Source organism: Actinoplanes sp. TBRC 11911 (assembly GCF_012933445.1).
Taxonomy (GTDB): domain Bacteria; phylum Actinomycetota; class Actinomycetes; order Mycobacteriales; family Micromonosporaceae; genus Actinoplanes.
This window is the reverse complement of the sequence record NZ_JABBNC010000038.1, coordinates 73,872-97,699: the sequence shown is the minus strand read 5'-3', so window position 1 is coordinate 97,699 and position 23,828 is coordinate 73,872. Positions and strand designations below refer to the sequence as shown.

Sequence of the window (23,828 nt, the reverse complement as noted above, 5' to 3'; positions counted from 1 at the left end):
CGAGCCATAACTCTCCAAGGTTCACATTCGGCCGGAAAAATCTGCCGGACGAAAGCCTCGTTACATGACAAAGATACTCTCTACAGTGGACGTTAGTCCCACATCGCGGACGATGGGTCCATGATGCGGGCGCCGGTCTCAGCAGGCGGTCTCCCGTCCCACGGAATGGAAGCGCCGCGCGGCCGCACGCCGAGCCGACCCGTCCAGCGGCCCAGCCGATACGACGGATTTCAGGAAATGTCGGATATATGAGACGGGGGTGGCGGGGGCTGGCGGACGGACGGCGATCAGATCGGTGATCGCGTACGGCCAACTGACTCGCGTCTAGAGGTTCGCGCTCGACCGAAGGGCTTACATCGTCGCGACGACTATGAGCGTCGCCCTGCTTCAATGTGCAGGATTTGATCGGCCCGAGATTTGGACACGGCATGACGGTCGGTAAACAGCCGTATCAAGGGTGGGACATGGTCCGGCACGCGGACGCCTATCCGCAAGTGCTTCGGGCAGCCCGGCTCTATCTAGGTGGCTTCGCCTGGCTTGCCGTCTCGGGACTGACCGTGGCCTACGCCGACCTGAGCAGTTGGTTTCTTCTTGCCACCGCGTTGGCTGTTCCGTTGGTCGTGGCCGGAGCGCTGACAGCCCGGGACGCCTTCGCGCGTCTCGAGCAAGAGCTGGTGCCGGATCTGCCGATCACTGAGATCAGGTCGGCTGCCACGATCGTGGGCTTCCGGGATCTCTTCCGCCGACGGCCGCGAATCTCAGAGTGGCTCACTCGATCTTCACGCAGAAGTGGCGCACGGCGGGTGATCCGTATCCGGCGCTAGCGTCGACACTCGTCTTCTCGATGGCGGCCTCGGCCTACTCAGCCAACAAGCCTGCACACCTGACCAGCACGTTACGGCGGCGCCACCCTAGGAACCTTCGGACGCGTCGCGGACGTACACGCCGACACCGGCGAGCGTTTCTGTGATGCCCTTGACCCGGAGGATCTGCATTGCCCGGTCGATGACCGGCGCCGTCACCTCATAGTGGGCGGTCAGCTCTCGTCGACTCGGCAAGCGGGCGCCGGGCGGGAACTCGCCGGCCTCGATCCGCTTTTGCAGGTCGTCGGCGATCTCTTCGTATCGGTAACGCGGCGGCACGATGGTCTCCTCGGTTGGCCTCCCGAGTAGATCACCCATAGCTAGCTCTTGACTAGCCAAAGCTAGCTATGGCAGGTTGCTAGTGGGTCACCTTGGTTGGCACTTAGGCGACCAGACAGCGCGGCGGATGGCAGATACGCCCGTGGTCAAGACGGAGGCCCGAAGCAGTCGTAGTGCTCCGGGCCTCCATCTCCGCGCACTCTACGCACGGGGTGCCGTGCTTAACCGATGACGTGCGGTCCGCCACGAATTCGTATTCGGCCCACCACTGATGTGCCATCAGTGCGTGTGAGCCTCCGCGGCGCCCGTAGGCCAAGGAAATCGGAATACCGTGCAGTGTCAAAAACCGGACACTCACTCCGTGGCTTGTTTCGGTAACTTCGTGCGACTAGTTGCCGATGGGACAGTAGAGGTGAGGTGTGCCGAGTAAGGGCAGCGTCGCCGCGGTTCAGGATTTGTCCGACGATCTTGAGCTGACGCAATTTGGGGAGGAAGGTGAGGAATTCCGCAACGCATTGCGGGTGGAGAGAGGTGAGATCGAGATGTCTTTGATCTTGGGGCGTCAGACACCGATGGCTGCCGCGCTCCTTGTCACCAAGACAGCGCCCCCGTGGGCAGCCGCCCGGTATACGACGGTTGGTCAGTTACGGAAGGCGGACTTCGACGTCCAGCACTCGCCCACCCGCGGAAACGCGCTGCATGTCTCGGTCTTCCCGCCCAGCGACGCTCAGGGTCTCAAGGAGTGGGACCAGGCCATGGCTTCATCCTTTGACCAGTGCTTCACTTGCGCTGAGGAGGACTGATGAGTAGTGGTGTGGTACCGGAGCTCGGGAACCTGGCTTGGGCTCCGCTCGCGGCCATCGAGGAACTGGAGATTTACGACCGCTACAACGGCGTGCCAACTCTCGGAGTTTTCCGAAGCTTGGGTGAAACGCACATGTTCTGGCGCGCTGTGGGCTATACCGGAGACATCTCCTTCTGGCTGTACGTGCCGCTGGCTCCTGAAGACGAACAAAATGTCGAAGATGACGAGGGCCCGGGGCTCCTGGACGGCATTGTGTTTCGGTCCACGCGATCGCGCTTTGCCACCGTCGGGGTGGCAAACCTGAATCGGCTCGTGTTCGAACGCGAGTGGAACATTCCGGCCGGCCTGCACCAGGCTGAAATCCTCAAGCCGCTTCTTGAGTTCGTGTCCGAGTCTTTGACGCTCGTCCTCCGCGAGGACCTCGCATCGTCTCGGCGTGAGGTGTACCAGAAGGCGGAGACCGTGGTCCGCCAGCTCGTGACTTCCTGAGGGCGGCGTGGCGGTCAGCGCCGCCTCTGTTGCGCCCGGATTGTCTGTGTCCCCAGGGTCGCCACGCCGAGCGCTGCCGCCGGCACCAGCAACCAAACGGGCCACGGATAGATGTAACTGTCCACCGTGGCCACCAAAATGCCGAAGACGACCAGGTTGACCGCCGCGAACGCCGACCAGATCGTCCACAGCACCATGATCGCGGTCGGCAGCTTCCTCGCCTTGCGGCGCGCCTCCGCCCGCACCTCCTCGGCGCTCAACCCCGGCCTGGGCAGATCGCTCACGAGCAGGAGCAACTCCTTGTACGTGCTCGCCCCGTACGCCTCGCGCACCCGATCGTCGTACTCGTGAAGCGAAAGCCGCCCCTCGTCGAGCGCCGCCTTGAGTTGTTCGGCGATCTTCTGCCGGTCGATGTCGGCGGCGCGGAGCGTCTCGACGTCGGTCCTGACTTCCCTCGGCATCGACACTCCTCACCACGCATGCGGGCCCCGAACCCGAGGCTAACCGAGGTGCTCGCCCGTGGGGAGAGGGGTTTTCCCTGATCCCGCGACGGCTTCGGGCGCACCGTCGCCGGCGAGCACGGCCTCCCGGAGCCGGTCCGTCGCCATCCGGTCGGCCCGGCTGACCGGCCCGCCCGGCACCAGCGCGAGCAGCCCGGCTGCCATCAGCACCGCGGCCGGGAACACGAACGCCCACGGCAACCCGCCCGGCCGATCGACGATCGACCCCGCGATCGCACCGCCCGCCGCGCTCGCCCCGACCGAGACGGTCACCCCCCACGTGTACGCCTCGTTCACCATCCCGGGCGGCGCCAGGCGCGACACCAGGTTGTTGGTCACCGTCAGCGCCGGGGCGATGGTCGCGCCGCCGATCACCAGCGCCACCCCGAGGTACAGCGGCGACGGCATGAACGCGAGCACCAGAAAACTGAGCGCCACCGCCGCCAGCAACAGCCCGAACTGCCGCGGCAACGGCATCGAGGGCCGCCGCGTACCGAACCAGATGCCACCGGAGGCACTGCCCACTCCCCAGATTCCCAGCAGTACGCCGCCCAGCCCTTCCCCGGCACCGTGCTGCGTCGCGTACGCCGGAACGATCACCCCGGCCGCCCCGAACGAGAGGCCGAGCGCGAGCGCCCCCACCATCAGGGCCGCGAAGCCGGGCGCCGTCAACGGCCCCAGCCCACGCGCCGCGGTGTGCGCAGCGGACCGAACCCGATGCCGCATCACCGGCAACCGAGCCACCCACAGCGTGCCCACCAGGGTCACGACGGCCGCACTGACGAGAGCCGACGCGGGCCCACCCGGAAGCACCACGAACACCGCCACCAGGATCGGCCCGGCCACGAACACGAGCTCGAACAGTGACGTCTCGGCGGCCACCGCCGCACCGCGAAGGGCGTGATACCCGCTGCCCGGCCCGGTCAGGTCGGACCAGGCACGCCGGACCGCGGAACTGGTCGGCGGATAGCTGGCCCCGGCGACCGACGTCAGCACGAAGATCCACGGCAGCGACTCACCGGCCAGCACCAGCCCGCCCACCGCGAACGGATGCACCACCCCGGTCACGAGCAGAACGGGGGACGGGCCGATCCGGTCCGATAATCGTCCGGCGACGGGGCTGACCAACGCCCCAGCCACGGCATAGACCCCGCCGGCGAGCCCCGCCAGGGCGTACCGGCCGGTGGTCTGCTCCACCAGAAGCAGCAAGGCCAACGGGACCATGCCGATGCCGAGACGCGCCAGAATCCCGATGCTCAGCAGGGTCCGCCCGCCGGGCATCCGCCATACGTCGAGATAGTGACGCACCGCAGACTCCCCGCACAGTGATGAGGGGCCGCCCGGCCGGGCGACCCCTCACGAGATCAATGAGATCAGCGACGATACTGGATCGCGCCGGCCTGCTCGCGCAGCCGGGCGATGCGCTGCTCCATCGGCGGGTGCGTGGAGAACAGCGACGAGATGCCACCCGCGCGGAACGGGTTCGCGATCATCAGGTGCGCCGAACTGGTCAGCTGACCCTGCGCCGGAAGCGGCATCCGCTGCGCACCGTAGGAGATCTTCTCCAGGGCACTGGCCAGCGCCAGCGGGTCACCGCTGAGCTTGGCACCGTCGGCGTCCGCCTGGTATTCGCGGCTCCGGCTGATCGCCATCTGGATGATCATCGCGGCCAGCGGGCCGAGAATCAGCATCGCCAGGAACGCGGCCGGGTTCCGGTCGTCATCGTCGCCCCCGCCGAGCGGCAGGAAGATCGCCAGGTGCGCGAGGCTGGTGATGATGCCGGCCAGCGCGCCCGCCACGCTCGAGATCAGAATGTCCCGGTTGTAGACGTGGCTGAGCTCGTGACCGATCACGGCCCGCAACTCACGCTGGTCGAGGATCTGCGTGATGCCCTGCGTCACCGCGACGGCGGCGTGCTGCGGGTTGCGCCCGGTCGCGAACGCGTTCGGCTGCATCGTCGGCGAGACGTACAGCTTCGGCATCGGCTGCCCGGCGGACGAGGACAACTCCCGGACCATCTGGTACAGCGCGGGGAACTCCGCCTCGCTCACCGGCTGCGCGCGCATCGAACGCAGCGCGAGCTTGTCGGAGAAGAAGTAGGTGCCCGCGTTCAAGGCCAGCGAGAGGAAGACGGCGAAGATCAGACCGCCGCTGCCACCGAACGCGTAGCCCAGTGCCAGGATCAACGCCGAGAGCAGACCCAACAGAGCGGCCGTCTTGAGGCCGTTGTGATGGCTGTGCACAGGAACTCCTTCGAGATGCGGGCCGGGAAGGCCTCGCGATCTATGAAACATCGCCCTGCCAAGATTTCATCCGTACGGGACTGTGAGTTGCCTGAAGACAGGCTGCGAGAACCGGAGGCGATATTCATGGGCGTGATCGGCCTGCGCACGTTGGACGACAGCGACGACGACGAGCTGTTCCGCATGATGAGCGACCCGGATTCGGTCTCGATGGCGGCCTTCACCCCGGACGACCCGACAGACCGCGTACGCTTCGACGCCCACCAGGCCCGCATCCGCGCCGACCCGGAGGTCACCACCCGCGCGGTCACCTACGACGGCGCGTTCGCCGGCATGATCGCCAGCTTCGTGATGGTCGGCGACACGGAAATCACGTACTGGATAGACCGCAAGCTCTGGGGTCTTGGCATAGCAACCGAGGCTTTGACCCTTTTCCTGACAATCATCCAGGTACGCCCGTTGTATGCCAGAGCGGCGCTCGACAATGTGGCCTCGCGCCGGGTGCTGGAGAAGGCGGGTTTCCGCCAGGTGGGGACCGAGGTCTCCTACGCCGCGGCTCGGCGCGCCGACATAGCGGAAGCGATCCTCCGCCTCGGATAGGAGTTGGCTGGCTTCCTCCGGGCTGGGGTGAAATGTGCGTTTTGCGCGGCGAGATAAGGTCGAGTGGTGAATCGCGTGCCACTGTCCGTTCTGGATCTCGCTACGGTTCGTGACGGATATTCCAGTGCCGATGCCCTCCGCAGCACCCTCGACATCGCGAAGACCGCCGACGAATCCGGATATTTCAGGTTCTGGGTGGCGGAGCACCACAACATGCCGGCCGTGGCCTCCACCTCGCCGCCCGTGCTCATCGGGGCGATCGCCGCGCAAACGGCCAGGATCCGCGTCGGGTCGGGTGGCGTGATGCTGCCCAACCACATGCCGTTCGTGGTCGCCGAGCAGTTCAGCATGCTGGAGGCGCTCTACCCCGACCGCATCGATCTCGGCATCGGCCGCGCTCCGGGCACCGACCAGGCCACCGCCGCCGCGCTGCGGGGCGTCTCACCGTACGTCACGGTCGAGCAGTTTCCCGACCACCTGCAGACCGTCCTCTCGCTGCTCGGCGACGAGCGGATCGAGCCGGACGCGTCGGCGCGCCTCAAGCCCACCCCGGTGCCCGAGACGCGGCCGCAGATCTGGATGCTGGGTTCCTCCACGTACGGGGCGTAGCAGAACGGCCGCCCTCGGCCTGCCGTTCTGCTACGCCTACCACTTCGCCATGACCTCAGATGTGGACAACGCGCTCCGCCTGTACCGCGCCGGTTTCCAGCCTTCGCCGCACCACCCGGAACCACACGTCATGGTCAGCGCGTCGGTGATCGCCGCGGAAACGACCGAGGAGGCGCGGTACCTGGCCGGCCCCAGCCGTATCATGGCGCTCAGCCTGCGCACCGGCCGGCTGGGCCCGATCGTCTCCCCGGAGACGGCGGCGAAGGCCGAGCTGACCGACCTCGAGCGCGGCCTGCTCGACTCGCTCCCCGGCACCCAGTTCGCGGGCACCGCCGAGGAGGTCGTGGCCGGCCTGGACGCGCTGGTCGACCGCACCGGAGCCAACGAGCTGATCCTGGCCGGCACGGTCTACGACCCGGCCACCCGCCAGGACACGTTAATTCGAGTCGCCGAGGCGTGGGCGGCCTAACTCACCCGGGCCACCCGGCGGCGAGAGCGTTCGCGCGACTCCGGTCGGCCTACCCGCCTGCGCCTGGCCACCTGATGGCGAGCGGTCGCCCCACCCCGGTCGGCGTGCCCGCCTGCACTTTGCCACGCGGTGGCGAGCGCCCGGACCCTGTGTCGTGACAGCCGTGCCGATCGTGCCCGCCGTCTATTGCGATGTCTGTTAAGTCCCTAAGAAACGCTTTTGCCGGCCGGCGGAGCGATGCTGAATCGGGCGCTTCCGGCTCGCGCATCGCGCTGTCTCGCTATCTGAGCGAAACTAACCGCATCGTGGGCGGCAGTCCGAAGAGGACGGTCAATTCGTCCGCTAAACACCTTTTGCGGCCACGGTTTTCTCGCTGATTCCGAGACCTTGGAGAGTTACGCCCACATACGAGCCATAACTCTCCAAGGTCTCGAAAACTCGGCCGTGCTACCGCGAACCGGACGCCTCGAATATGGTCAAGGGCGACATAAAGCGCTCGGTCATGGGCAACATGCAGTTCGCGATCACCCGGACACCGAGGCTGCCCCTGATGAAGGGAAATGTCGGACAAGCCGAGATCCTGCGGCGTGGCACGCGACAGCCACCACGGCGGGAACTTTGCAGACGTGCCGTGCGCAGACACGCGACGAGGCGTGATGTGGAGTGGCCGGTGGCTGGCGCGGTCTCCTGACACAGGGTGTCGGTGGTGGGAGCCGGTGGCAGGTCCGCCCGATCCCGCTGCGTCCGTCCGAGAGCTGGCCCGAGCAGGTTGCGACCACGGACCTAACCCCGGCCGGTTCGGCGAGGAGGCGCTGCGGACGGGGTAGAGGGAGACTTCTGCGGCGGCCGGGTCTTCGATGACGCACGGAGGCCACGCACCGTATCGGCGCCCGCGGCCGGCCGTCTCGAACTCGGGGGCATAATCGCTCGCCACACCCACACCGCTGGCCGAGGATGGAAGCATGGTCTGGGAGCTGACTGGCGACGTCGATCATTTCGAGACCACCGCGAGCGGGTTCCTCCGGTCCCGACCGGTCCAGCACACCGTGCTCCTCACGCTGATCGATACGTTGCGACGGCGCGGCCTCCAGGCGTACGGGCAAGGAAGTCCGGTTTTCGGCTTTTGGCACACGGGCGGGACCGTCACGGGCGTACTGATGCAGACGCCGCCGCACCCGATGATCTTCAGTGAGATGCCGCCCGAGGCCGTCCGAGACGCAGTCAGCATTTTGTCGGTTTTTTCCTCGATGGCGTGAATCTTCTTGCCGATGTCGCGGACGATTTCGCCGCGGCCTGGCAACGACGGACCGGCGCCATCGCGACGATCGGCCGGCGCACCCGGCTGTACCGGCTCGAAACCCTGATCTCACCCGTTACGCCGCCGCACGGAAAGCCACGTCCCGCCCACCCCGACGACCGAGCGTTACTGATCCGCTGGGTCAGCGCGTTCCACCACGAGATCGGTGAACGCCCCGGCGACATCGCGGCGATCACCGACGACCGGCTCGCGTCCGGCGGCATCACCCTCTGGGAGGATGACGGCGAGCCGGTGTCAATGGCGATCCGATCGCGGCCGGCGTCCGCCATGATCCGGGTGCAGATCGTCTACACGCCACCCGAACTGCGCGGACACGGCTACGCCGCAGGCGCCACCTTCTCGGCGACGCGCGCCGCGCTGGCCACCGGCGTACGCGACGTGGTCCTCAACACCGACCTCGCCAACCCGACCAGCAACCGACTGTACTCACGCCTCGGCTACCAACCGGTCGAAGATCGCACCGTAGTGGAGTTCTCGTCATGAGCGGCAAAATACTCTCGGTGAACATCGGCGTCGCCCGCCCGAACCCGGCGAAGGGCATGCCCGTCACCGGCATCGACAAGCGGCCGGTCGAGCACGCGGTCGAGGTGCGCCCGCCCGGCCCGAAGCGCACCGGCCTGCACAGTGGACTGGTCGGCGACCCGATCGGCGACACCAAGCATCACGGCGGCGACAACCAGGCCGTCTACGTGTACGCCCGGGAAGACCTCGACTGGTGGCAGAAGGAGCTCGACCGCGAACTACCCGGCGGCTACTTCGGCGAAAATCTGACCACGTCCGGGATGGACGTCTGCGGCGCTGTGGTGGGCGAGCGGTGGCGGATCGGCGACACGGTCGTGCTGCAGGCGACCTTCGGGCGGATACCGTGCGCGACGTTCCAGGCCCGGATGGCCGAGCCGCGCTGGACAAAGCGCTTCACCGCGGCGAATCGCACTGGCACCTACTTCCGGATCGTCACCGCGGGCTTCCTGCGCGCGGGCGACCCGATCGAGCTCGTGCACCGCCCGGCGCACGGCGTGACGATCGCCGAGGCGTTCCACATTTATATGCACGAGCCCAAGTCGCTGGCACGTCTCTTAGAGGCGAACGAGCTGCCCGACGACCTGCGGCAAGAGGTAACCGCCAAGCTCACGCGGCAGTCCTGAACGACCAAAAGCCCGTCACTGCTCGACCAGCAGTGACGGGCTTTTGCGCATGATGGCTCCGGCCACGCTTGGCCCGGCCGGAGCCATTTCTTCAAGCGATCAGCGGGTGCGGTGCGGCCCGTTGACCGCCGTGCCGCTCCGGCTGCCCTTGCCGGAGGTGGACCGGGCTTGGGCTTTCGCCTTCGCCTGGGCGCCCACCGTGGCGAGGGGCTGGAAGGTGCCGTTGACATCCACGACCACGTTGGTCGAGCCGTCGAGGTTGTAGATGTTGAACGCGTTGTCCGCGCCCAGCCCCACAACCGCAGCGTTCGAGACGATCTGGCCGGGGGTCGGGTTGAGGTTGCTGGCCGTGGGCCGGTCGAATCCACTCGGCCACAGGGTCAGGAAGGTGTTGGCCGTCGGCGTGACCGCGGTGACATTGGTGGAGAGTGCGTACGCCTGCGTGAGGCTGTCGGGCACCGTCACGTTGCCCGTGACGCCCTTCCCGAGCGCCGTCGGGTACCCCAGGCCGCTGCGGGTGTCGGTGATCCGCTGCGGAGTGATCGGCTTGAACCGAAGGCCCTGGCCGGGCGCCGAGTTGTCATACGCGCCGACGAGGTCGACGATGAGGTGGGTCGACTTACCACCCGCGACGGCGTTGATCACGCCGATCTTGACGCCCAAGTTCCCATTCTCGTCTGCGCACCACGTCTCAGCCGCCGTGCAGGGCGAGGTTGGGACGATGGCCATGTTGGGAACGTTGTGCCCGCTGGTGTAGTTCAGCGTCGACGTCGTCGGGAACGAACTCTCGCTCTCGTCGCCGTTCCACGTCGACAGGTACCCGGTCCCGGTCGGGCTGACCGCGGTGATGTTCAGCGCGACCGCACGGACGTACGGGTTGACGGACGGATCGAAGATGAAGCCGAGCTGGTAGTAGTCGCCATCGCCAAGCCGGGCCCCCTCTCCGCCGTCCCGGGTGTCAATCCAGCGGGTCGGCGTGATCGGGTAGAAGTCCGAATCATTCGGTCCGGCCTGCGGAAGGACGGTGCTGTCGGCCGCGTAGAAACCGACAACGTCGGCGATCACCTGCGTGGCGCCGTTTCCGTTGTAGATCCGCACCTTGCCGCCGGTGCCGACTCCGGTGGTCACCGAGTTGGCCCCGGTCCAGCCCTTGGGGAAGTTGATGGACGATGTGGTGGGTTTGGCCGCCCCGGTTGGGTAGACCGTCAGGAAACTGGACGCGGTGCCGCTGGTCACGGTGACGTTCAGTACGACTGCGGACACGCCGACCGTCGGCACGCCGCCGCGGCCCGTGGCCTGCAGATCGATGAATTTCCCTGCGCCCAGTGCTGCTTTGGGCGCGCCCAGGCCGCTGCGCGTGTCGAGTACCCGGGCCGGAGCGACCGGGTAGTACGCACCCGTCACTGCGTCGTCAGCCGCGAAAGCGGGCGTAACGGCCACAGTGGACGATATGACAGCAGCTCCGATGATGACGCCAATGAGACGTCGCACGTGTTACCCCCGTTGGAGATTCTTGATTGGGCAGACGGACGTTAGATCATGATGTCGGTCAACGCAACGCCTAAACAGATGGTTCAGCAGGGCCGAGAGGCGATCTATGCGAGCGCAGCAGAAAGGCCGCGCCGCGCGGAGTTCGATTCAGCCTCTGTAGAGCTCCGGGCGTCGGATCACATTCCGCCAGTCAGGTCGCCTGAACGAATCGGCGTCTGTCCTTAATCCGCGAGCCGCACTTAGCCAGATCAATGAGAAAGGCCCCTCTCCAACCGATCCGGCTGGTGAGGGGCCTTGTCGTGCACCTGGTGGCGGGTGAAGGATTCGAACCTTCGTAGCTTTCGCGACGGATTTACAGTCCGCTCCCATTGGCCGCTCGGGCAACCCGCCTGGGCACACCACCGCGGTCACCCGCAGCAGCGGAGAACAGGATAGCCGTACCCGCGATCGTCTTCGCAACCGGGTACGGTCGGCATGTCGGGGGCCGTGACACCAGCTTCCGGCATCCCACCGACCGACGCCAGTCCAGCAGGAGTCTTGATCATGGCAGCCAGCCCGTCCTTCGACATCGTGAGCAAGGTCGACCGGCAGGAGGTCGACAACGCGTTCCACCAGGCGGAGAAGGAGCTCAGCACCCGGTTCGACTTCCGCGGCACGGGCACCGAGATAGCCAAGTCGGGTGAATCCGGCGTGACGATCACCTCGGAGACCGAGGAGCGGGCCTCCGCCGCGCTCGACGTGTTCAAGGAGAAGCTCGTCAAGCGCAACATCTCGCTGAAGTCGCTGGAGGCCGGCGAGCCCCGCCAGTCCGGCAAGACCTTCAAGATCGACTGCACGGTCGTCGAGGGCATCGACACGGACAAGGCCAAGTCGATCAGCAAGAAGATCCGCGACGAGGGCCCGAAGGGTGTGCAGGCCCAGATCCAGGGCGACCAGCTGCGGGTGACCGGCAAGAAGAAGGACGACCTGCAGACGGTGATCACGCTGCTCAAGGGCGAGGACTTCGGCGTCGCCCTGCAGTTCACCAACTACCGCTGAGGCAGGCCCACCCCTCGGGTGCAATTTGCGCGTTCACGCTGATCAGCCGCGTGCCGGCCGCAGACTCGAGGGGTGAGCACCAGTGTGTGGACCATGTCGGTCGGCGCGGTGGCCGGGCTGATCCTGGCCGGCTACGGCGTCTGGATGCTGGCCACCGGCCGCGCGCCGGGTCCGACCGCGCGGGCCTTCCGGTGCGTACGCGACGCCGGCTATTACCACCTGCTCTTCGGCGTGGCCCTGGCGCTGGTCGTGATCGGCACCGGGCTGGACCGCGGCATGGTGACGGTATTCATCACGGTGCCCGCGATCGTGCTGGCGGGCGTTGCGGTGGTCCGGTTCCGGCCGAGGGGCCGCCGCCCGCACGAGCACCCGGGTGGTACATAAACACGAGCACCCGGGTGGTACATAAAGCAGCGTGACCATCGAACCCGTGGTGAGCCCCGAGTGGGTGCGTGACCGTTCGGAGCCCGTCGTGCTGGCCGATGTCCGGTTCTATCTCGATGGGCGCAGCGGGCGCGAGGCGTACGAAAAGGGCCATCTTCCCGGCGCGATCTTCGTCGACATGCATGATCTCGCCGCCCCGGCCTCGCCGGCGGAGGGTCGTCATCCGCTGCCCGATCCGGCCGATTTCGCCGCGAGCATGGGCGCGCTGGGCATCGGCACCGACGACGTGGTGATCGCCTACGACGACGCGGGCGGGGTGATGGCCGCCCGCCTGGTCTGGATGCTGCGCGCGACCGGCCACGACGCCGCACTGCTGGACGGCGGCTTGACGGCCTACGACGGCGAGCTCGAAACCGACTTAACCGAAAAATCCTCAAAAGCGTTCCCGGTACGCCCGTGGCCCGCGACCCGCCTGGCCACGCTCACCGACGCGACCAGCCAGAACTACGTGGTCATCGACGCGCGCCAGCCGGAACGATTCCGCGGCGACACCGAGCCGATCGATCCGCGCCCCGGCCACATCCCGGGCGCCCGCAGCGTCCCCTGCCGCGAAAATGTCGACGCCGCGGGCCGTTTCCTCCCGCCCGCGGCATTGCGCGCCCGCTTCGAGGCCGTCGGGATCAAGGACGGCGCCGACGTCGTCTCGTACTGCGGCTCCGGCGTCACGGCCTGCCACAACCTGCTGGCCCTGGAGCGCGCCGGCTTCGCCCCGGGCCGCCTTTACCCGGGTTCGTGGTCCCAGTACAGCCACATGGACCGCCCGGCCGCGGTGGGCGACTGATCCAGCCGGCGCGCCATGTCGGATAAGCCGCCCGACGCCGGACTAATCCGGCGACCCGGCCACCCCGCGAGCGTCGTCGGCCTGCTCCGCGTCGAACCCTTCATCCCCGGTCCGCTCGTGCTGCCGCGCCTGCTCCTCGATCCACCGGCTGTGCGCTTCCCAGGCCGCCTGCTTACTACTACCGAGCGCTGCCCCGATCTGCGTCCACGACGCCCCCGCGCCGCGCGCCGCCCGCACCATCGTCTGCCGCCCGTACCCCGCCTTGCGAATCACCACCTCGCTCAGCGCCAGCATCTCCAGGGCCTCATCGCGGCTCAGCGGCCCCGACTCGGCGGCCATCGACGCGAGCGCGTCGCGCATCCGAAGCTCGTCGAACCGCGTTGTAGCAGTAGAGAGCGTGTGCTGCGGCTCCAGTTCGTCAGGCGTAGGAGGCATACCGCAAAGTTTCCCGTCAGGCAGCCTTGACGTCAAGCCGGCTTGACGATTTGGACGCGAATCGCCCTCATTTCTCCGCTTAAATCGGGCCCAAAGCCCTCAATTCTGCGAGGTCGAATTCGGCGAGTGGCTCAACCGTTCGGTCAGGATTTCGGTATGTGCGTCTTCGACGCGCAGGTCAAGACTCCCCGTCGCACACCGCGTGTGGCACCATCATGGAACCCCCCACCGGTGCGCGTTATACATCGCAGGAGTGACACATGTCTGCAAGGAAGCTGGGTCGTCTGGCCGGCCTGGTTTTCGTGCTCGCCGCCATCCTCGGCGGAGTGAGCGCGCAGCAACACCATGACGGTGCCCAGCCCGCGGCTGTTCAGGCGACCACTCAGGTTACCGACTGGGGCTGATCGTCCGCATCGACGGGCTGTTCGTCGCCATGCCACTTCATTGATGGGGGAGCGTGATGGTCGGGCGAGCGACGCGGGGTCGATCGGCTGAATACGCCTGGTTGATCACCGGCCCGCTTGCCGTCTTCACGGTCATCGCCTTCATTGCTTTCTGGGTCAACGAGCCCCGGTGGTACGAGGCCTGGCTGCCCGGGCTGGCGCTGTTCGGCGCCTTCGTCATCTCGTACCTCGGCGTCTTCACACTCCAGCGACGCACCGCGTTCAACATTTATCTCACCGAGGTCGCGCTGGTCCTCGCGTTCTTCTACCTGCCGCCCCCGATGGTCATCGTGGCGCTCGGCGCGGCCAGCCTCATCAAACAGTTCCGCATCGCGGCGGTGCCCACCAAACGGTGGTTCAACCTCGCGAAATCGACGGCTGGTGTCACCGCGGCACTGATCTTCCTGGCTTTCCTGCCGGACGTGCGCGACAGCGGTGCCGTCGCCGGTGCGGTGCTGTTCGCGGCCGTCATGATCAGCACGCTGGTCGAACTCCTCGCGCTCACCGGCGTGATGGCGGTGGCGATGAACCTTCGTACCGCTCAGGACGCGCTGCGCACCGGGCTGCCGATGTTCGCGATCGCGGCCGTCAACGTCGCGGTCGGCCTGGTCGTCCTGGCCGCGCTCGACGCCACGATGTGGGCCGTCGTCCCGCTGCTCGTGCTCTTCGTGGTGCTGGTCCTGGTGCGCCGCTCGTTCACCGAACTGTTCCGCCAGCACCGCACCCTCGCCGACGTCTACGAGCTCACCCGGGCCGTGCGCAACGAGGGCGGCAACGGCCTGGCCGACGCGCTGCTCGGCCGGGTCCAGGTGCTGATGCGTGCCGAGTACGCGACGATCTGGCTCGCGCCCGCCGGCCGGCACCCCGAGGTGCTGCTCACCGCGCAGGTCGCCAACGAGGCGTTGCTCGATCTGTCCCCGGTCCCGATCGCCGTGCGCGAGCGGGCGATCGCCGAGGCCCGCACGATCGCGGTGGGTGCCCGCTTCGCCGGGACCGAGGATCTGCGGCCCACCCTGCGCGAGGCGAAGACCAAGGACGCGATCGTCGTCCCGCTGCGCTCCGGGCAGACCACGATCGGCACGCTCGAGGTGGTCAACCGGCTCGCCGACGGCAGCACGTTCCGGGACGCGGACGTCCAGGTGCTCGAGACCATCGCCGCGCATGCCGCGGTCGCGGTGGAAAACTCGCGGCTGGTCGACCGGCTGCGCTACGACGCGTACCACGACCGGCTCACCACCCTGCCGAACCGGCGGCGGATCACCGACGCGCTCGCCGAGTCGGTGAAGGTCCGGGCCGAGGACGAGGTGGTCGCGGTCCTGCTGTTCGACGTGGACGGCCAGCGCGACGTGAACGAGTCGATGGGCCACGCGGCCGGCAACCAGCTGCTCGCCGAGGTGGCCCGCCGGCTGCGCGGCATCGCCGACCCGGGCGCGCTGGTCGGCCGGATCGGCGGCGACGAGTTCGTGGTGACGCTGCGCGCCGCGAGCATCGACGCGACGGTCGAGCTGGCGACGGCCATGCGCGAGCAGATGCGCGGCCCGATGACGGTCGAGAAGCTCACCCTCGATCTCGACACCGCGGTCGGCGTCTCGGTCTATCCCGACCACGGGTCCGATCCGGAGACGCTGCTGCAACGGGCCGAGCTCGCCGCCAACGCCGCCAAGGTCCTCCCGTACGGCGTCCAGCTGTTCCACCCCGCGCTGGAGTCGCGCGCCGTGCGCCGTCTGGGCATCGCGGCCGACCTGCGTCAGGCCCTCGACGACGGCGACCTGGAGGTCTACTTCCAGCCCAAGGTCACGCTCGCCGACCGTCACCTGGTCGGCGTCGAGTGCCTGGCCCGCTGGCAGCACCCGGCGCACGGCGAGGTCGCCCCGGAGGACTTCGTGGCGGTCGCCGAGCACACCGGCCAGCTGTCCCGGCTGACCGAGGTGGTGCTCAGCGAGGGCCTGCGCCGGTGTCGTGAGTGGGCCGACGCCGACCGGCCACTGTCCATCGCGATCAACCTCTCGGTCCGTACGCTGCTGGACTCGCGCTTCCCCGATCAGGTGGCCGAGATGCTCACCCGGTACGGGGTGGCCGCCGCGCAGGTGACCTTCGAGATCTCCGAGCCGGGCATGCTGAACGACATCGAGCGGGTGCTGCCGACGCTGTACCGGCTGCGCGACCTCGGCGTCCGGCTCAGCGTGGACGACTTCGGCACCGGCGCGTCCTCGCTGTCCTATCTGCGGCAGTGGCCGGTGCACGAGGTGAAGATCGACGACAGCTTCGTGCAGGGCATGGCGACCGACTCCGGCGACCTCGCGATCGTGCGCGCGGTGATCAGCCTGTCCCGGGAATTCGGGCTCACCGTGGTCGCCGAGGGCGTGGAAAGCGAGCTCACCCTCGAGCTGCTGGAGGAGATGGGCTGCGAGATCGGCCAGGGCTATCTGTTCAGCCGCCCCCTCCCGTACGAGCGCCTGGAGGCCTGGTTCAACGCTCAGACCGAGCCCGAATCGACCCCCGCCGGAGAGGTCCGGAGGCTCCGCGCGGTGATCTGATCAGGATCTTTCCGAGACTCGGGGATCCGATTTCACCCCCGCCAACCGGCCGTGTAGGCTGTTCCCTGCGCAGCAAGCGAGGAATCGCGCGCAAGCCCCCTTAGCTCAGTCGGCAGAGCGTCTCCATGGTAAGGAGAAGGTCTACGGTTCGATTCCGTAAGGGGGCTCTTCCGGGTGCGTTCCCCGCCGTTGGTGATGGGCTTGCCTGGCGCGGCGGTGTAGCTCAGTTGGCAGAGCAAACGGCTCATAATCGTTGTGTCGCCGGTTCAAGTCCGGCCACCGCTACTTGCTAGAGGGATCCCAGCCCGGGGTCCCACTTTGCATGTCGGCCTCCAGCCCGGATATGCTGGCTGGTCGTTACGTAATCCCGTTAGCAGGAAGGCATCCGTCGTGGCCAAGGCGACCGACGTACGTCCGAAGATCACCCTGGCGTGCACGGAGTGCAAGGAGCGGAACTACATCACCCGCAAGAACCGGCGCAACGACCCCGACCGCATCGAGCTGAAGAAGTTCTGCCCGCGGGACGGCCGGCACACCCTGCACCGCGAAACTCGCTGATCAAACGCATCCACTCCCTGCGCCGTCCGGTCCTCCGGGCGGCGCAGAGTAGTTTGTGGCCCATGTCCCTTGACCAGTCCTTTGTCGGCCGCACCTGGCCGCCTACCGAGCCCTATCAGGTCGGTCGCGAGAAGATCCGCGAGTTCGCCCGCGCCGTCGGCGCCACCGAGCCGGAGCACTACGACCCCGAGGCGGCGCGTGCGCTCGGCTACGCCGACGTGGTGGCCCCGCCGACCTTCCCGATCGTGGTGACGCTGGATTCCAGCCGGCGGCAGATCATCGACGATCCCGCCCTCGGTATGGACTTCGAGCGCGTGCTGCACGGCGAGCAGAGGTTCGCCTACACCCGCCCGGTGGTCGCCGGCGACGCGCTGGTCTGCGTGAACTCGGTCGAGACGATCACCTCGCGGGCCGGGCAGGACTTCGTCACCACCCGCTCCGAGGTCACCGACGCGAGCGGCGACCCGATCGTCACGGTCTGGTCCAAGCTCGTGCAAAGGGCGGACGAACAGTGAGTGAGACCCTCGAGCCGCAGACCTTCCGGGTGACCCGCGCCGACCTGATCCGCTACGCGGGCGCCTCGGGCGACTTCAACCCGATCCACTGGAGCGACCGCGCCGCCGTGGACCTCGGGCTGCCCAGCGTCATCGCCCACGGCATGTTCACCATGGCCCTCGTGGGCCGGGCCGTCACCGCCTACGCGGGCGCCGCGCACGCGGTCGTGGAGTACAGCGTGCGGTTCGCCCGCCCGGTCCCGGTGCCGGACACCGACGAGGGCACCGAGGTCGTCGTGACCGGCCAGGTTCGCGACACCACCCCGGACGGAAACACCAAAATCGTCCTGACCGCCACGTGCAACGGCGAGAAAGTTCTGTCGATGGCGCAAGCGATCATCAGGAAGCGGTAGGGCGGGTTGGGCTAACCACCCGTCAACCCGTACACTGGTGCGCCGTGGGGCAGTGACCCTCCGAGCACGGCTGCGCCTAACAGCCCGTGCGAGGAGACGATCGGCCCCGCACAGGGGTGTAGCTCAATTGGCAGAGCAGCGGTCTCCAAAACCGCAGGCTGCAGGTTCAAGTCCTGTCACCCCTGCGCAAACCTCCCAGACGTGCCCGCCCGGTGCGCGGAACGCACGACCCCCGCGCACTGATCGGGCGCCGATGGGGACCATCCATCGATGACGGAAGAGGGCGCCATGGCCGAGAGGAACCGACCCGGTGACGCCGGTGACCCGGCCGACGACGAGGTGTTCGACGACGACGCCGTCGAGGACGATGAGACGGCCGGCGACGAGACCGACGACGACGAGCCGGTAAGCCGTGGCGGGGTCGCCGTGCGCGAGCGCACCAAAGACTCCGGCAGCCCCAAGGCGAAGAAGCAGGTCCGCCGGACCGGATTATTCGGCCGCATCGGTGGTTTCTTCCGTGAGGTCGTCAGTGAGCTGCGTAAGGTCATCTGGCCGACGCGCAAGGAGCTGCTGACCTACACGACCATCGTGATCGTCTTCGTGTCGATCATGACGGCCATCGTGGGCTTCCTGGACCTCGGGTTCGGAAAGGCCATCCTCTGGGCGTTCGGCGGGAACTGAGCCGCCGGGCGTCCCTGTGTCAAAGTCTTAGCTGGAAGTGAGCGAGCGTGCCTGAGTACGACGACGAGACCGCGCAGTCGGCCGACGAACAGTCGTCGGTGGCTACGGCGGAAAACGACGAGTCGGTCGAGGCCGCTCCGCAAGAGCAGGAGACGGCCGCCGCGCCGGAGCCGGCCACCGCGGTGGAGGAGCCGGCGGCGGTGCACGACGCCGACGACGACGACTTCGACCCGGTGCAGGAGCTGCGGCAGAAGCTGCGCTACGCGCCGGGCGACTGGTACGTCGTGCACTCCTACGCCGGGTATGAGAACAAGGTCAAGACGAACCTCGAGACCCGCATCACCAGCCTCGACATGGAGGATTTCATCTTCCAGGTCGAGGTGCCGACCCGCGAAGAGGTCGAGGTCAAGAGCGGCAAGCGGGTCCAGGTTCAGAACAAGGTGTTCCCCGGCTACATCCTGGTCCGGATGGATCTGACCCCCGAGTCGTACTCGTGCGTGCGCAACACGCCCGGCGTGACCGGCTTCGTGGGCGCCACCGACCGCGTCGACCGGCCGGCCCCGCTCTCGCTGGATGAGGTGCTCAAGTGGCTCGCCCCGGCCGTCGAGACCGAGGAGAAGAAGGCCAAGCCCGAGATCAAGGTGCTGGACTTCGAGGTGGGCGACTCGGTCACGGTCACCGACGGCGCGTTCGCGTCGCTGCCGGCCTCGATCAGTGAAATTAATGCCGACCAGCAGAAGTTGAAGGTTCTGGTCTCCATCTTCGGCCGTGAGACGCCGGTGGAGCTGAACTTCAACCAGGTCACCAAGATCTGACAAAGCACGTCAGTGGGAGGGACGCGGCCAAGCGCGTCCCGCCAATTACCACAGGAGTAATCAGTAATGAAGCATGGCAAGGGCTACCGCAAGGCGGCCGAGCAGATCGACACCGACAAGCTGTACGAGCCGAACGACGCGATCAAGCTCGCCAAGGACACCAACCCCAGCAAGTTCGACGCGACCGTCGAGGTCGCGATGCGGCTGGGCGTCGACCCGCGTAAGGCCGACCAGATGGTCCGCGGCACGGTCAACCTGCCGCACGGCACCGGCAAGACCGCCCGCGTGATCGTCTTCGCGCAGGGTGCGAAGGCCGACGAGGCCGTCGCGGCCGGTGCCGACGAGGTCGGCACCGACGAGCTGGTGGCCCGCATCCAGGGCGGCTGGCTCGACTTCGACGCGGCGATCGCCACCCCGGACCAGATGGCCAAGATCGGCCGGATCGCCCGGATCCTGGGCCCGCGCGGCCTCATGCCCAACCCGAAGACCGGCACGGTCACCATGGACGTGACCAAGGCGATCAACGAGATCAAGGGCGGCAAGATCACCTTCCGGGTGGACAAGCACTCGAACCTGCACCTGATCATCGGCAAGGCGTCCTTCTCCGAGGACCAGCTCGTGGACAACTACGCGGCGGTCCTCGACGAGGTGCTGCGTGCCAAGCCGTCCGCGGCCAAGGGCAAGTACCTCCGGAAGATCACCGTCACCACCACCATGGGCCCCGGCGTGCCGGTCGACCCGAACGTGGTGAAGGGCCTCCGCGGCGCCGAGGCCTGATCGCCTCACAGGTTTTTCCAAGGCCCTCGGGGACATCCCGGGGGCCTTTCCTGTGGCAGGCTTCCGGCGTGCGATCAGCGGGGCCAATCAAGACCGACGATCTTTGGTTCCGGTACGCCCGTCGCGGCCCCTGGACACTGCGGGCCGTCAACGTCAGCGTCCGCCCCGGCGAGACCGTCGTCGTGCTGGGCCGTAACGGCGCCGGCAAGTCGACGCTCCTGCAGCTGGCCGCCGGGGTGCTGACGCCGGTCCGGGGCACCGTCCGGCACCGTCCCCGAGTCGTCGGCTGGGTTCCCGAGCGTTTCCCCGCCGACCAGCCGTTCACGACGCGGCAATACCTGTCCCGCATGGCGGAGATCCGCGGCATCTGCGACCACACGGTGGTCGACGCCTGGATCGAGCGACTGCTCCTCACCGAGCACACCGGCACCCGCCTCGCCGACCTCTCCAAGGGCACCGCGCAGAAGGTCGGCCTCGCCCAGGCCCTGCTCGACCCGCCCGGCCTGCTGGTGCTCGACGAGCCGTGGGAGGGCCTCGACGCGGTCGCCCGCACCCTCATCCCGCAGATCGTCGCCGAGGTGACCGAGGCCGGCGGCATGGTCCTGGTCAGCGATCACCGCGGCGAGATCACCAACCTGCCCGACGCGACCCACTGGCGGGTGGAGAACGCCGAGGTGCACGAGACGCCCGCGCCGCACCAGATCGCAAAGCCTGAGCCGGATGAGGTGATCGTGGAGGTCGCGGTCCGCCGGACCGACGCCGACCGGGCGGTGGTCCATCTGCGTGCCGCCGGTCACCGCGTCCTTGCCGTACGCGACCCCGCCGCGCCCCGGACGCCCGAGGTGCCCCGATGACCACCGCTCGGCTGGGGGCTCACCGATGATCGTCCGGACACCCGAGGCTCGCCGATGATCGTTTCGATGCCGGCGGCTCGTCGATGAGCGCCCTGGTCCGGATGCGCCTCGCCGGGTTCACCCGTGGCGGGCGCGCCCTTCCGCCCTTGATCGCGTTCCTGGTCGTGCTGGCGGTCATCTATGGCGGGGGAGCGTCCCCGGCCGCCGCCGCGTACGGCTACTCCGCCGCCGCCCTCTTCCCGGTCCTGGCCTGGCAGACCAAGCTCGTGCTGGACACCGAGCCGGACGTGCAGCGCCGCCTGGCCCGGGTCGCCGCGGGAGCCCGTCGCGAAGCGGTCGCCGGCCTGCTGACCGCCACGCTGCTGGCCCTGGCGGTCTGCGTGCTAGCGATGGGCACCCCGTGGCTGTTCACCGCGATCGACACGACCAAGGACCCGGTCGGCGGCACGCTGCTCGGCATCCTGGCCCACCTGCTCGCGGTGCCGCCCGCGGTCGCGCTGGGCGCGCTGGCCAGCCGCGCGGTCACCCGGTCCGCGCTGGTCGGGGTGTCCGTGCTGGTGGTGTCCACGGTCCTGGTGGTGATCCTGGGACTGAGCGGCTCGTTCGCGCCGTGGCTGGTGCCCCCGGTGATGGCCACGGCCCGCGACCTGAACGGCGACACCGTCCCGCCCGCGGCCACGCTGCTGCTCCTGTGCGTCTGGGCACTGGCCTGGTGTGCGGTGGCCTTGACCGGCTACGGCCGTTTGCGACGCACACTGAGCTAGCCACGCTCGATCGCCCGTGCGCCGCTGAGAGTTGATGAGTTCGGACTGCGCTCGACGACGGCTTCGCCGGCGGCGACCGAAGTCCGAACTCATCAACGCGGCAACGGGCTCCTCGCTGGAGCTGATGGACCGTCAGGTGTCCTCCCGTGGCCCTGGACAACTGATTTGGCGGGGGCGTCCCCGTCGCGTACATTTGGCGTCGAAGTTCCACCCAAAGACCGCTGGTCGCCGCAGCACCCGTCATCCGACGGAGGCCGCGGCTGAAGGTCCCGCAGAAGGCGGGCGGCCCGCGCAGGGGAGAACGGTCGCGATCGGCCAGTTTGGCCCTCCGCCCCGTGCGCCCATGCGCCGGGGCGTTTCTCATCTGCTCAGCCTTCACCCAAAGCGGCTAGCACTGAGAGAGGAGGGACATGGCGGACAAGCCGGTCCGGGCCGACAAGGCCACTGCCGTCGCCGAGCTCACCGAAGCCTTCAAGAACTCGTCGGCCACCGTGTTGACCGAGTACCGCGGGCTCACCGTTGCCCAGCTCACCGAGCTGCGGCGCGCGCTGGGCAGCGAGACGAAGTATTCGGTGTCGAAGAACACGCTGGCCAAGCGTGCGGCTACCGACGCGGGCATCGAGGGTCTCGACGCTCTGTTCTCCGGTCCTACCGCGCTCGCCTTTGTCAGCGGTGACCCGGTCGAGGCGGCCAAGGGCCTTCGGACCTTCGCCAAGGCGAACCCGGTCCTGCAGATCAAGGGCGGCGTCTTCGAGGGTCGTGCGATCTCGGCGGATGACGTCAACAAGATCGCGGACCTCGAGTCCCGTGAGGTTCTTCTGGCCAAGCTGGCCGGCGCCATGAAGGGCAACCTCTCCAAGGCGGCCGGGCTGTTCCAGGCCCCGCTGTCGCAGGTGGCTCGCCTCGCGGCGGCCCTGCAGGAGAAGCGCGAGAAGGACGGTTCCGAGGCGGCCTGAGCCGCGCGGAACCAACAAGACATCTAGTTCAGAAGTTACGAAAGGTTGCCAATCATGGCGAAGCTCAGCACCGACGAGCTGCTTGACGCGTTCAAGGAGATGACGCTGATCGAGCTCTCCGAGTTCGTGAAGCAGTTCGAGGACACCTTCGAGGTCACCGCCGCCGCTCCGGTCGCCGTCGCGGCCGCCGCCCCCGGCGCTGCCCCGGCCGAGGCCGAGGCCGTGAAGGACTCCTTCGACGTCGTCCTCGAGGGCGACGGCGGCAAGAAGATCCAGGTCATCAAGGTCGTGCGCGAGCTGACCGGCCTGGGCCTCAAGGAGGCCAAGGACGCCGTCGAGAGCGCCCCGAAGGCGATCCTCGAGGGTGTCAACCAGGAGAAGGCCGACGCCGCCAAGGCCAAGCTCGAGGCCGAGGGCGCCAAGGTCACCCTCAAGTGATCTAACGCTCCACAGCTTTCTCTTGCGGATGGCGGGGACCCGATCCCGGGTTCCCGCCATCCTCATTTCGCACGCGAACTGCCTGGTGACGACCCCTGTCCCGAGTGTCGGCCAGGCGACTCGCAAAGCCGGGTCAATGGGGCAATTGGTGGAGTAAGGTCGCTAGGGCGCGGCTGGCGGGCGATCGGACAAGTTCGCCCCGTGCCAGGAGGCCTTGACTGAGTGTCTCCTGACAGGCACGCTGACATCAGCAAGTTGTTCCGCGCTTGCGACGGCCGCCCCGCGGGGGCTCCGGTTCGCCGGGGTTTCACGGGTCGGCACCCGAGGGTAGATGAGCCGCGTAGAGCGGCCCCGCACGGAGCGCTGACCGTTATTTGCGCAGGTCAGGCGCTGCGGGGTGACGTTCCGCAGGTTGCCCTCTGGTGTGGGCTGGACAGCGGTTAGCCAAGCGGCTACACTGCTAGTTTGCGCTGCCTTCTGTCTTGAGCCCTGCCGGGACATCCCACCGGATGATTTCCCGGGGGCTCGTCAGAGTGCACGCAGACAGTTGCATACCGCAGCTGAAGCCGCATCAGCAGCACCGGTCCTC

30 protein-coding genes and 4 tRNA genes are annotated in these 23,828 nt (G+C 67.7%); 27 read left to right on the top strand and 7 right to left on the bottom strand.

Going from position 1 to position 23,828, the window contains the following annotated elements:
- Nucleotides 1-428: 428 nt before the first annotated feature.
- Nucleotides 429-824 (top strand): hypothetical protein, encoded by a 396-nt coding sequence (locus HH310_RS36025; protein WP_169180201.1) that lies wholly within the window; start codon nt 429-431, stop codon nt 822-824.
- Between the two features lie 87 nt (nt 825-911).
- Here the strand turns inward: HH310_RS36025 and HH310_RS36020 are convergent, their stop codons facing one another.
- Complete coding sequence (locus HH310_RS36020; RefSeq protein ID WP_312034550.1) at nt 912-1,142, bottom strand: GntR family transcriptional regulator; 231 nt, start codon at nt 1,140-1,142, stop codon at nt 912-914.
- Nucleotides 1,143-1,561: 419 nt separating this feature from the next.
- On the opposite strand from HH310_RS36020, the gene HH310_RS36015 reads away from it, so the two are divergent.
- Nucleotides 1,562-1,945, top strand: a complete 384-nt coding sequence (locus HH310_RS36015) for a hypothetical protein (RefSeq protein ID WP_169180199.1) — start codon at nt 1,562-1,564, stop codon at nt 1,943-1,945.
- A complete protein-coding gene (locus HH310_RS36010) occupies nt 1,945-2,436 on the top strand; it encodes a hypothetical protein (protein WP_169180198.1) in 492 nt (163 codons plus the stop codon). The genes HH310_RS36015 and HH310_RS36010 overlap by 1 nt, the downstream gene beginning before the upstream one ends.
- Before the next feature lie 14 nt (nt 2,437-2,450).
- Here HH310_RS36010 and HH310_RS36005 read toward each other — a convergent pair whose 3' ends face one another.
- The 3 genes from HH310_RS36005 to htpX all read right to left on the bottom strand — a co-directional run bounded on the left by HH310_RS36005 (nt 2,451) and on the right by htpX (nt 5,230).
- Complete coding sequence (locus HH310_RS36005) at nt 2,451-2,897, bottom strand: DUF1707 domain-containing protein (RefSeq protein WP_169180197.1); 447 nt, start codon at nt 2,895-2,897, stop codon at nt 2,451-2,453.
- Between the two features lie 39 nt (nt 2,898-2,936).
- Nucleotides 2,937-4,244, bottom strand: coding sequence for an MFS transporter (locus HH310_RS36000; RefSeq protein ID WP_312034549.1), 1,308 nt, complete (start codon nt 4,242-4,244; stop codon nt 2,937-2,939).
- Between the two features lie 65 nt (nt 4,245-4,309).
- Nucleotides 4,310-5,230, bottom strand: a complete 921-nt coding sequence (gene htpX, locus HH310_RS35995; protein WP_169180196.1) for a zinc metalloprotease HtpX — start codon at nt 5,228-5,230, stop codon at nt 4,310-4,312.
- Nucleotides 5,231-5,305: 75 nt separating this feature from the next.
- Here htpX and HH310_RS35990 point away from each other — a divergent pair, with 75 nt between their 5' ends.
- The 6 genes from HH310_RS35990 (at nt 5,306) to HH310_RS35975 (ending at nt 9,320) form a co-directional block, all read left to right on the top strand.
- Nucleotides 5,306-5,779, top strand: a complete 474-nt coding sequence (locus tag HH310_RS35990) for a GNAT family N-acetyltransferase (RefSeq protein ID WP_169180195.1) — start codon at nt 5,306-5,308, stop codon at nt 5,777-5,779.
- 66 nt (nt 5,780-5,845) lie between these two features.
- Nucleotides 5,846-6,388, top strand: coding sequence for an MsnO8 family LLM class oxidoreductase (locus tag HH310_RS44445; protein ID WP_312034547.1), 543 nt, complete (start codon nt 5,846-5,848; stop codon nt 6,386-6,388).
- A gap of 49 nt (nt 6,389-6,437) precedes the next feature.
- Entirely contained in the window at nt 6,438-6,857 is a 420-nt protein-coding gene (locus HH310_RS44440; RefSeq protein ID WP_248294754.1) for a hypothetical protein, read from the top strand.
- Nucleotides 6,858-7,819: 962 nt separating this feature from the next.
- Nucleotides 7,820-8,113 (top strand): hypothetical protein, encoded by a 294-nt coding sequence (locus HH310_RS44435; RefSeq protein WP_248294753.1) that lies wholly within the window; start codon nt 7,820-7,822, stop codon nt 8,111-8,113.
- The gene (locus HH310_RS45620; protein ID WP_312034546.1) at nt 8,110-8,658 is read left to right on the top strand and encodes a GNAT family N-acetyltransferase; all 549 of its coding nucleotides are present in this window, start codon (nt 8,110-8,112) and stop codon (nt 8,656-8,658) included. The genes HH310_RS44435 and HH310_RS45620 overlap by 4 nt, the downstream gene beginning before the upstream one ends.
- Nucleotides 8,655-9,320, top strand: a complete 666-nt coding sequence (locus HH310_RS35975) for an MOSC domain-containing protein (RefSeq protein ID WP_169180194.1) — start codon at nt 8,655-8,657, stop codon at nt 9,318-9,320. The genes HH310_RS45620 and HH310_RS35975 overlap by 4 nt, the downstream gene beginning before the upstream one ends.
- Nucleotides 9,321-9,419: 99 nt before the next feature.
- Here the strand turns inward: HH310_RS35975 and HH310_RS35970 are convergent, their stop codons facing one another.
- Nucleotides 9,420-10,724, bottom strand: a complete 1,305-nt coding sequence (locus HH310_RS35970; RefSeq protein WP_169180193.1) for a hypothetical protein — start codon at nt 10,722-10,724, stop codon at nt 9,420-9,422.
- 393 nt (nt 10,725-11,117) lie between these two features.
- Nucleotides 11,118-11,201: transfer RNA gene (locus HH310_RS35965), tRNA-Tyr, on the bottom strand.
- Between the two features lie 153 nt (nt 11,202-11,354).
- Here HH310_RS35965 and HH310_RS35960 point away from each other — a divergent pair.
- From HH310_RS35960 to HH310_RS45615, 3 genes are all read left to right on the top strand, one after another.
- Entirely contained in the window at nt 11,355-11,849 is a 495-nt protein-coding gene (locus HH310_RS35960; protein WP_169180192.1) for a YajQ family cyclic di-GMP-binding protein, read from the top strand.
- 72 nt (nt 11,850-11,921) lie between these two features.
- On the top strand, nt 11,922-12,233 hold the full coding sequence (locus tag HH310_RS35955; protein ID WP_169180191.1) for a hypothetical protein: 312 nt from the start codon (nt 11,922-11,924) through the stop codon (nt 12,231-12,233).
- 31 nt (nt 12,234-12,264) lie between these two features.
- Nucleotides 12,265-13,074, top strand: a complete 810-nt coding sequence (locus HH310_RS45615; protein ID WP_312034545.1) for a sulfurtransferase — start codon at nt 12,265-12,267, stop codon at nt 13,072-13,074.
- 42 nt (nt 13,075-13,116) lie between these two features.
- On the opposite strand, the gene HH310_RS35945 is transcribed toward HH310_RS45615, so the two are convergent.
- On the bottom strand, nt 13,117-13,509 hold the full coding sequence (locus HH310_RS35945) for a hypothetical protein (RefSeq protein ID WP_169180190.1): 393 nt from the start codon (nt 13,507-13,509) through the stop codon (nt 13,117-13,119).
- 260 nt (nt 13,510-13,769) lie between these two features.
- Between HH310_RS35945 and HH310_RS35940 the strand changes: the two genes are divergently transcribed.
- The 15 genes from HH310_RS35940 (at nt 13,770) to rplL (ending at nt 23,239) form a co-directional block, all read left to right on the top strand.
- Nucleotides 13,770-13,913, top strand: coding sequence for a hypothetical protein (locus HH310_RS35940; protein ID WP_169180189.1), 144 nt, complete (start codon nt 13,770-13,772; stop codon nt 13,911-13,913).
- A 56-nt stretch (nt 13,914-13,969) separates the two neighbouring features.
- A complete protein-coding gene (locus HH310_RS35935) occupies nt 13,970-16,489 on the top strand; it encodes a bifunctional diguanylate cyclase/phosphodiesterase (protein ID WP_169180216.1) in 2,520 nt (839 codons plus the stop codon).
- 94 nt (nt 16,490-16,583) lie between these two features.
- Nucleotides 16,584-16,656: transfer RNA gene (locus HH310_RS35930), tRNA-Thr, on the top strand.
- Nucleotides 16,657-16,701: 45 nt separating this feature from the next.
- Nucleotides 16,702-16,774: transfer RNA gene (locus tag HH310_RS35925), tRNA-Met, on the top strand.
- A gap of 105 nt (nt 16,775-16,879) precedes the next feature.
- Entirely contained in the window at nt 16,880-17,047 is a 168-nt protein-coding gene (gene rpmG / locus HH310_RS35920; protein ID WP_015618978.1) for a 50S ribosomal protein L33, read from the top strand.
- Nucleotides 17,048-17,109: 62 nt separating this feature from the next.
- Nucleotides 17,110-17,562 (top strand): MaoC family dehydratase N-terminal domain-containing protein, encoded by a 453-nt coding sequence (locus tag HH310_RS35915; RefSeq protein WP_169180188.1) that lies wholly within the window; start codon nt 17,110-17,112, stop codon nt 17,560-17,562.
- A complete protein-coding gene (locus HH310_RS35910) occupies nt 17,559-17,954 on the top strand; it encodes a MaoC/PaaZ C-terminal domain-containing protein (RefSeq protein WP_169180187.1) in 396 nt (131 codons plus the stop codon). Before HH310_RS35915 ends, HH310_RS35910 begins: the two co-directional genes overlap by 4 nt.
- Nucleotides 17,955-18,066: 112 nt before the next feature.
- Nucleotides 18,067-18,139: transfer RNA gene (locus HH310_RS35905), tRNA-Trp, on the top strand.
- Nucleotides 18,140-18,242: 103 nt separating this feature from the next.
- Entirely contained in the window at nt 18,243-18,635 is a 393-nt protein-coding gene (secE, locus tag HH310_RS35900; RefSeq protein ID WP_169180215.1) for a preprotein translocase subunit SecE, read from the top strand.
- Nucleotides 18,636-18,682: 47 nt separating this feature from the next.
- Nucleotides 18,683-19,450 (top strand): transcription termination/antitermination protein NusG, encoded by a 768-nt coding sequence (nusG, locus tag HH310_RS35895; protein ID WP_169180186.1) that lies wholly within the window; start codon nt 18,683-18,685, stop codon nt 19,448-19,450.
- A gap of 66 nt (nt 19,451-19,516) precedes the next feature.
- A complete protein-coding gene (rplA, locus tag HH310_RS35890) occupies nt 19,517-20,227 on the top strand; it encodes a 50S ribosomal protein L1 (protein WP_169180185.1) in 711 nt (236 codons plus the stop codon).
- Between the two features lie 68 nt (nt 20,228-20,295).
- Nucleotides 20,296-21,081 carry an ABC transporter ATP-binding protein gene (locus HH310_RS35885; protein ID WP_312034544.1) on the top strand — a complete coding sequence of 262 codons (786 nt, stop codon included), beginning with the start codon at nt 20,296-20,298 and terminating at the stop codon, nt 21,079-21,081.
- Between the two features lie 83 nt (nt 21,082-21,164).
- Nucleotides 21,165-21,845, top strand: a complete 681-nt coding sequence (locus tag HH310_RS35880) for a hypothetical protein (protein WP_169180184.1) — start codon at nt 21,165-21,167, stop codon at nt 21,843-21,845.
- Nucleotides 21,846-22,255: 410 nt separating this feature from the next.
- Nucleotides 22,256-22,801 carry a 50S ribosomal protein L10 gene (gene rplJ, locus HH310_RS35875; RefSeq protein ID WP_169180183.1) on the top strand — a complete coding sequence of 182 codons (546 nt, stop codon included), beginning with the start codon at nt 22,256-22,258 and terminating at the stop codon, nt 22,799-22,801.
- Nucleotides 22,802-22,855: 54 nt separating this feature from the next.
- Nucleotides 22,856-23,239, top strand: coding sequence for a 50S ribosomal protein L7/L12 (gene rplL / locus HH310_RS35870; protein WP_169180182.1), 384 nt, complete (start codon nt 22,856-22,858; stop codon nt 23,237-23,239).
- The last annotated feature ends 589 nt before the right edge of the window (nt 23,240-23,828 follow it).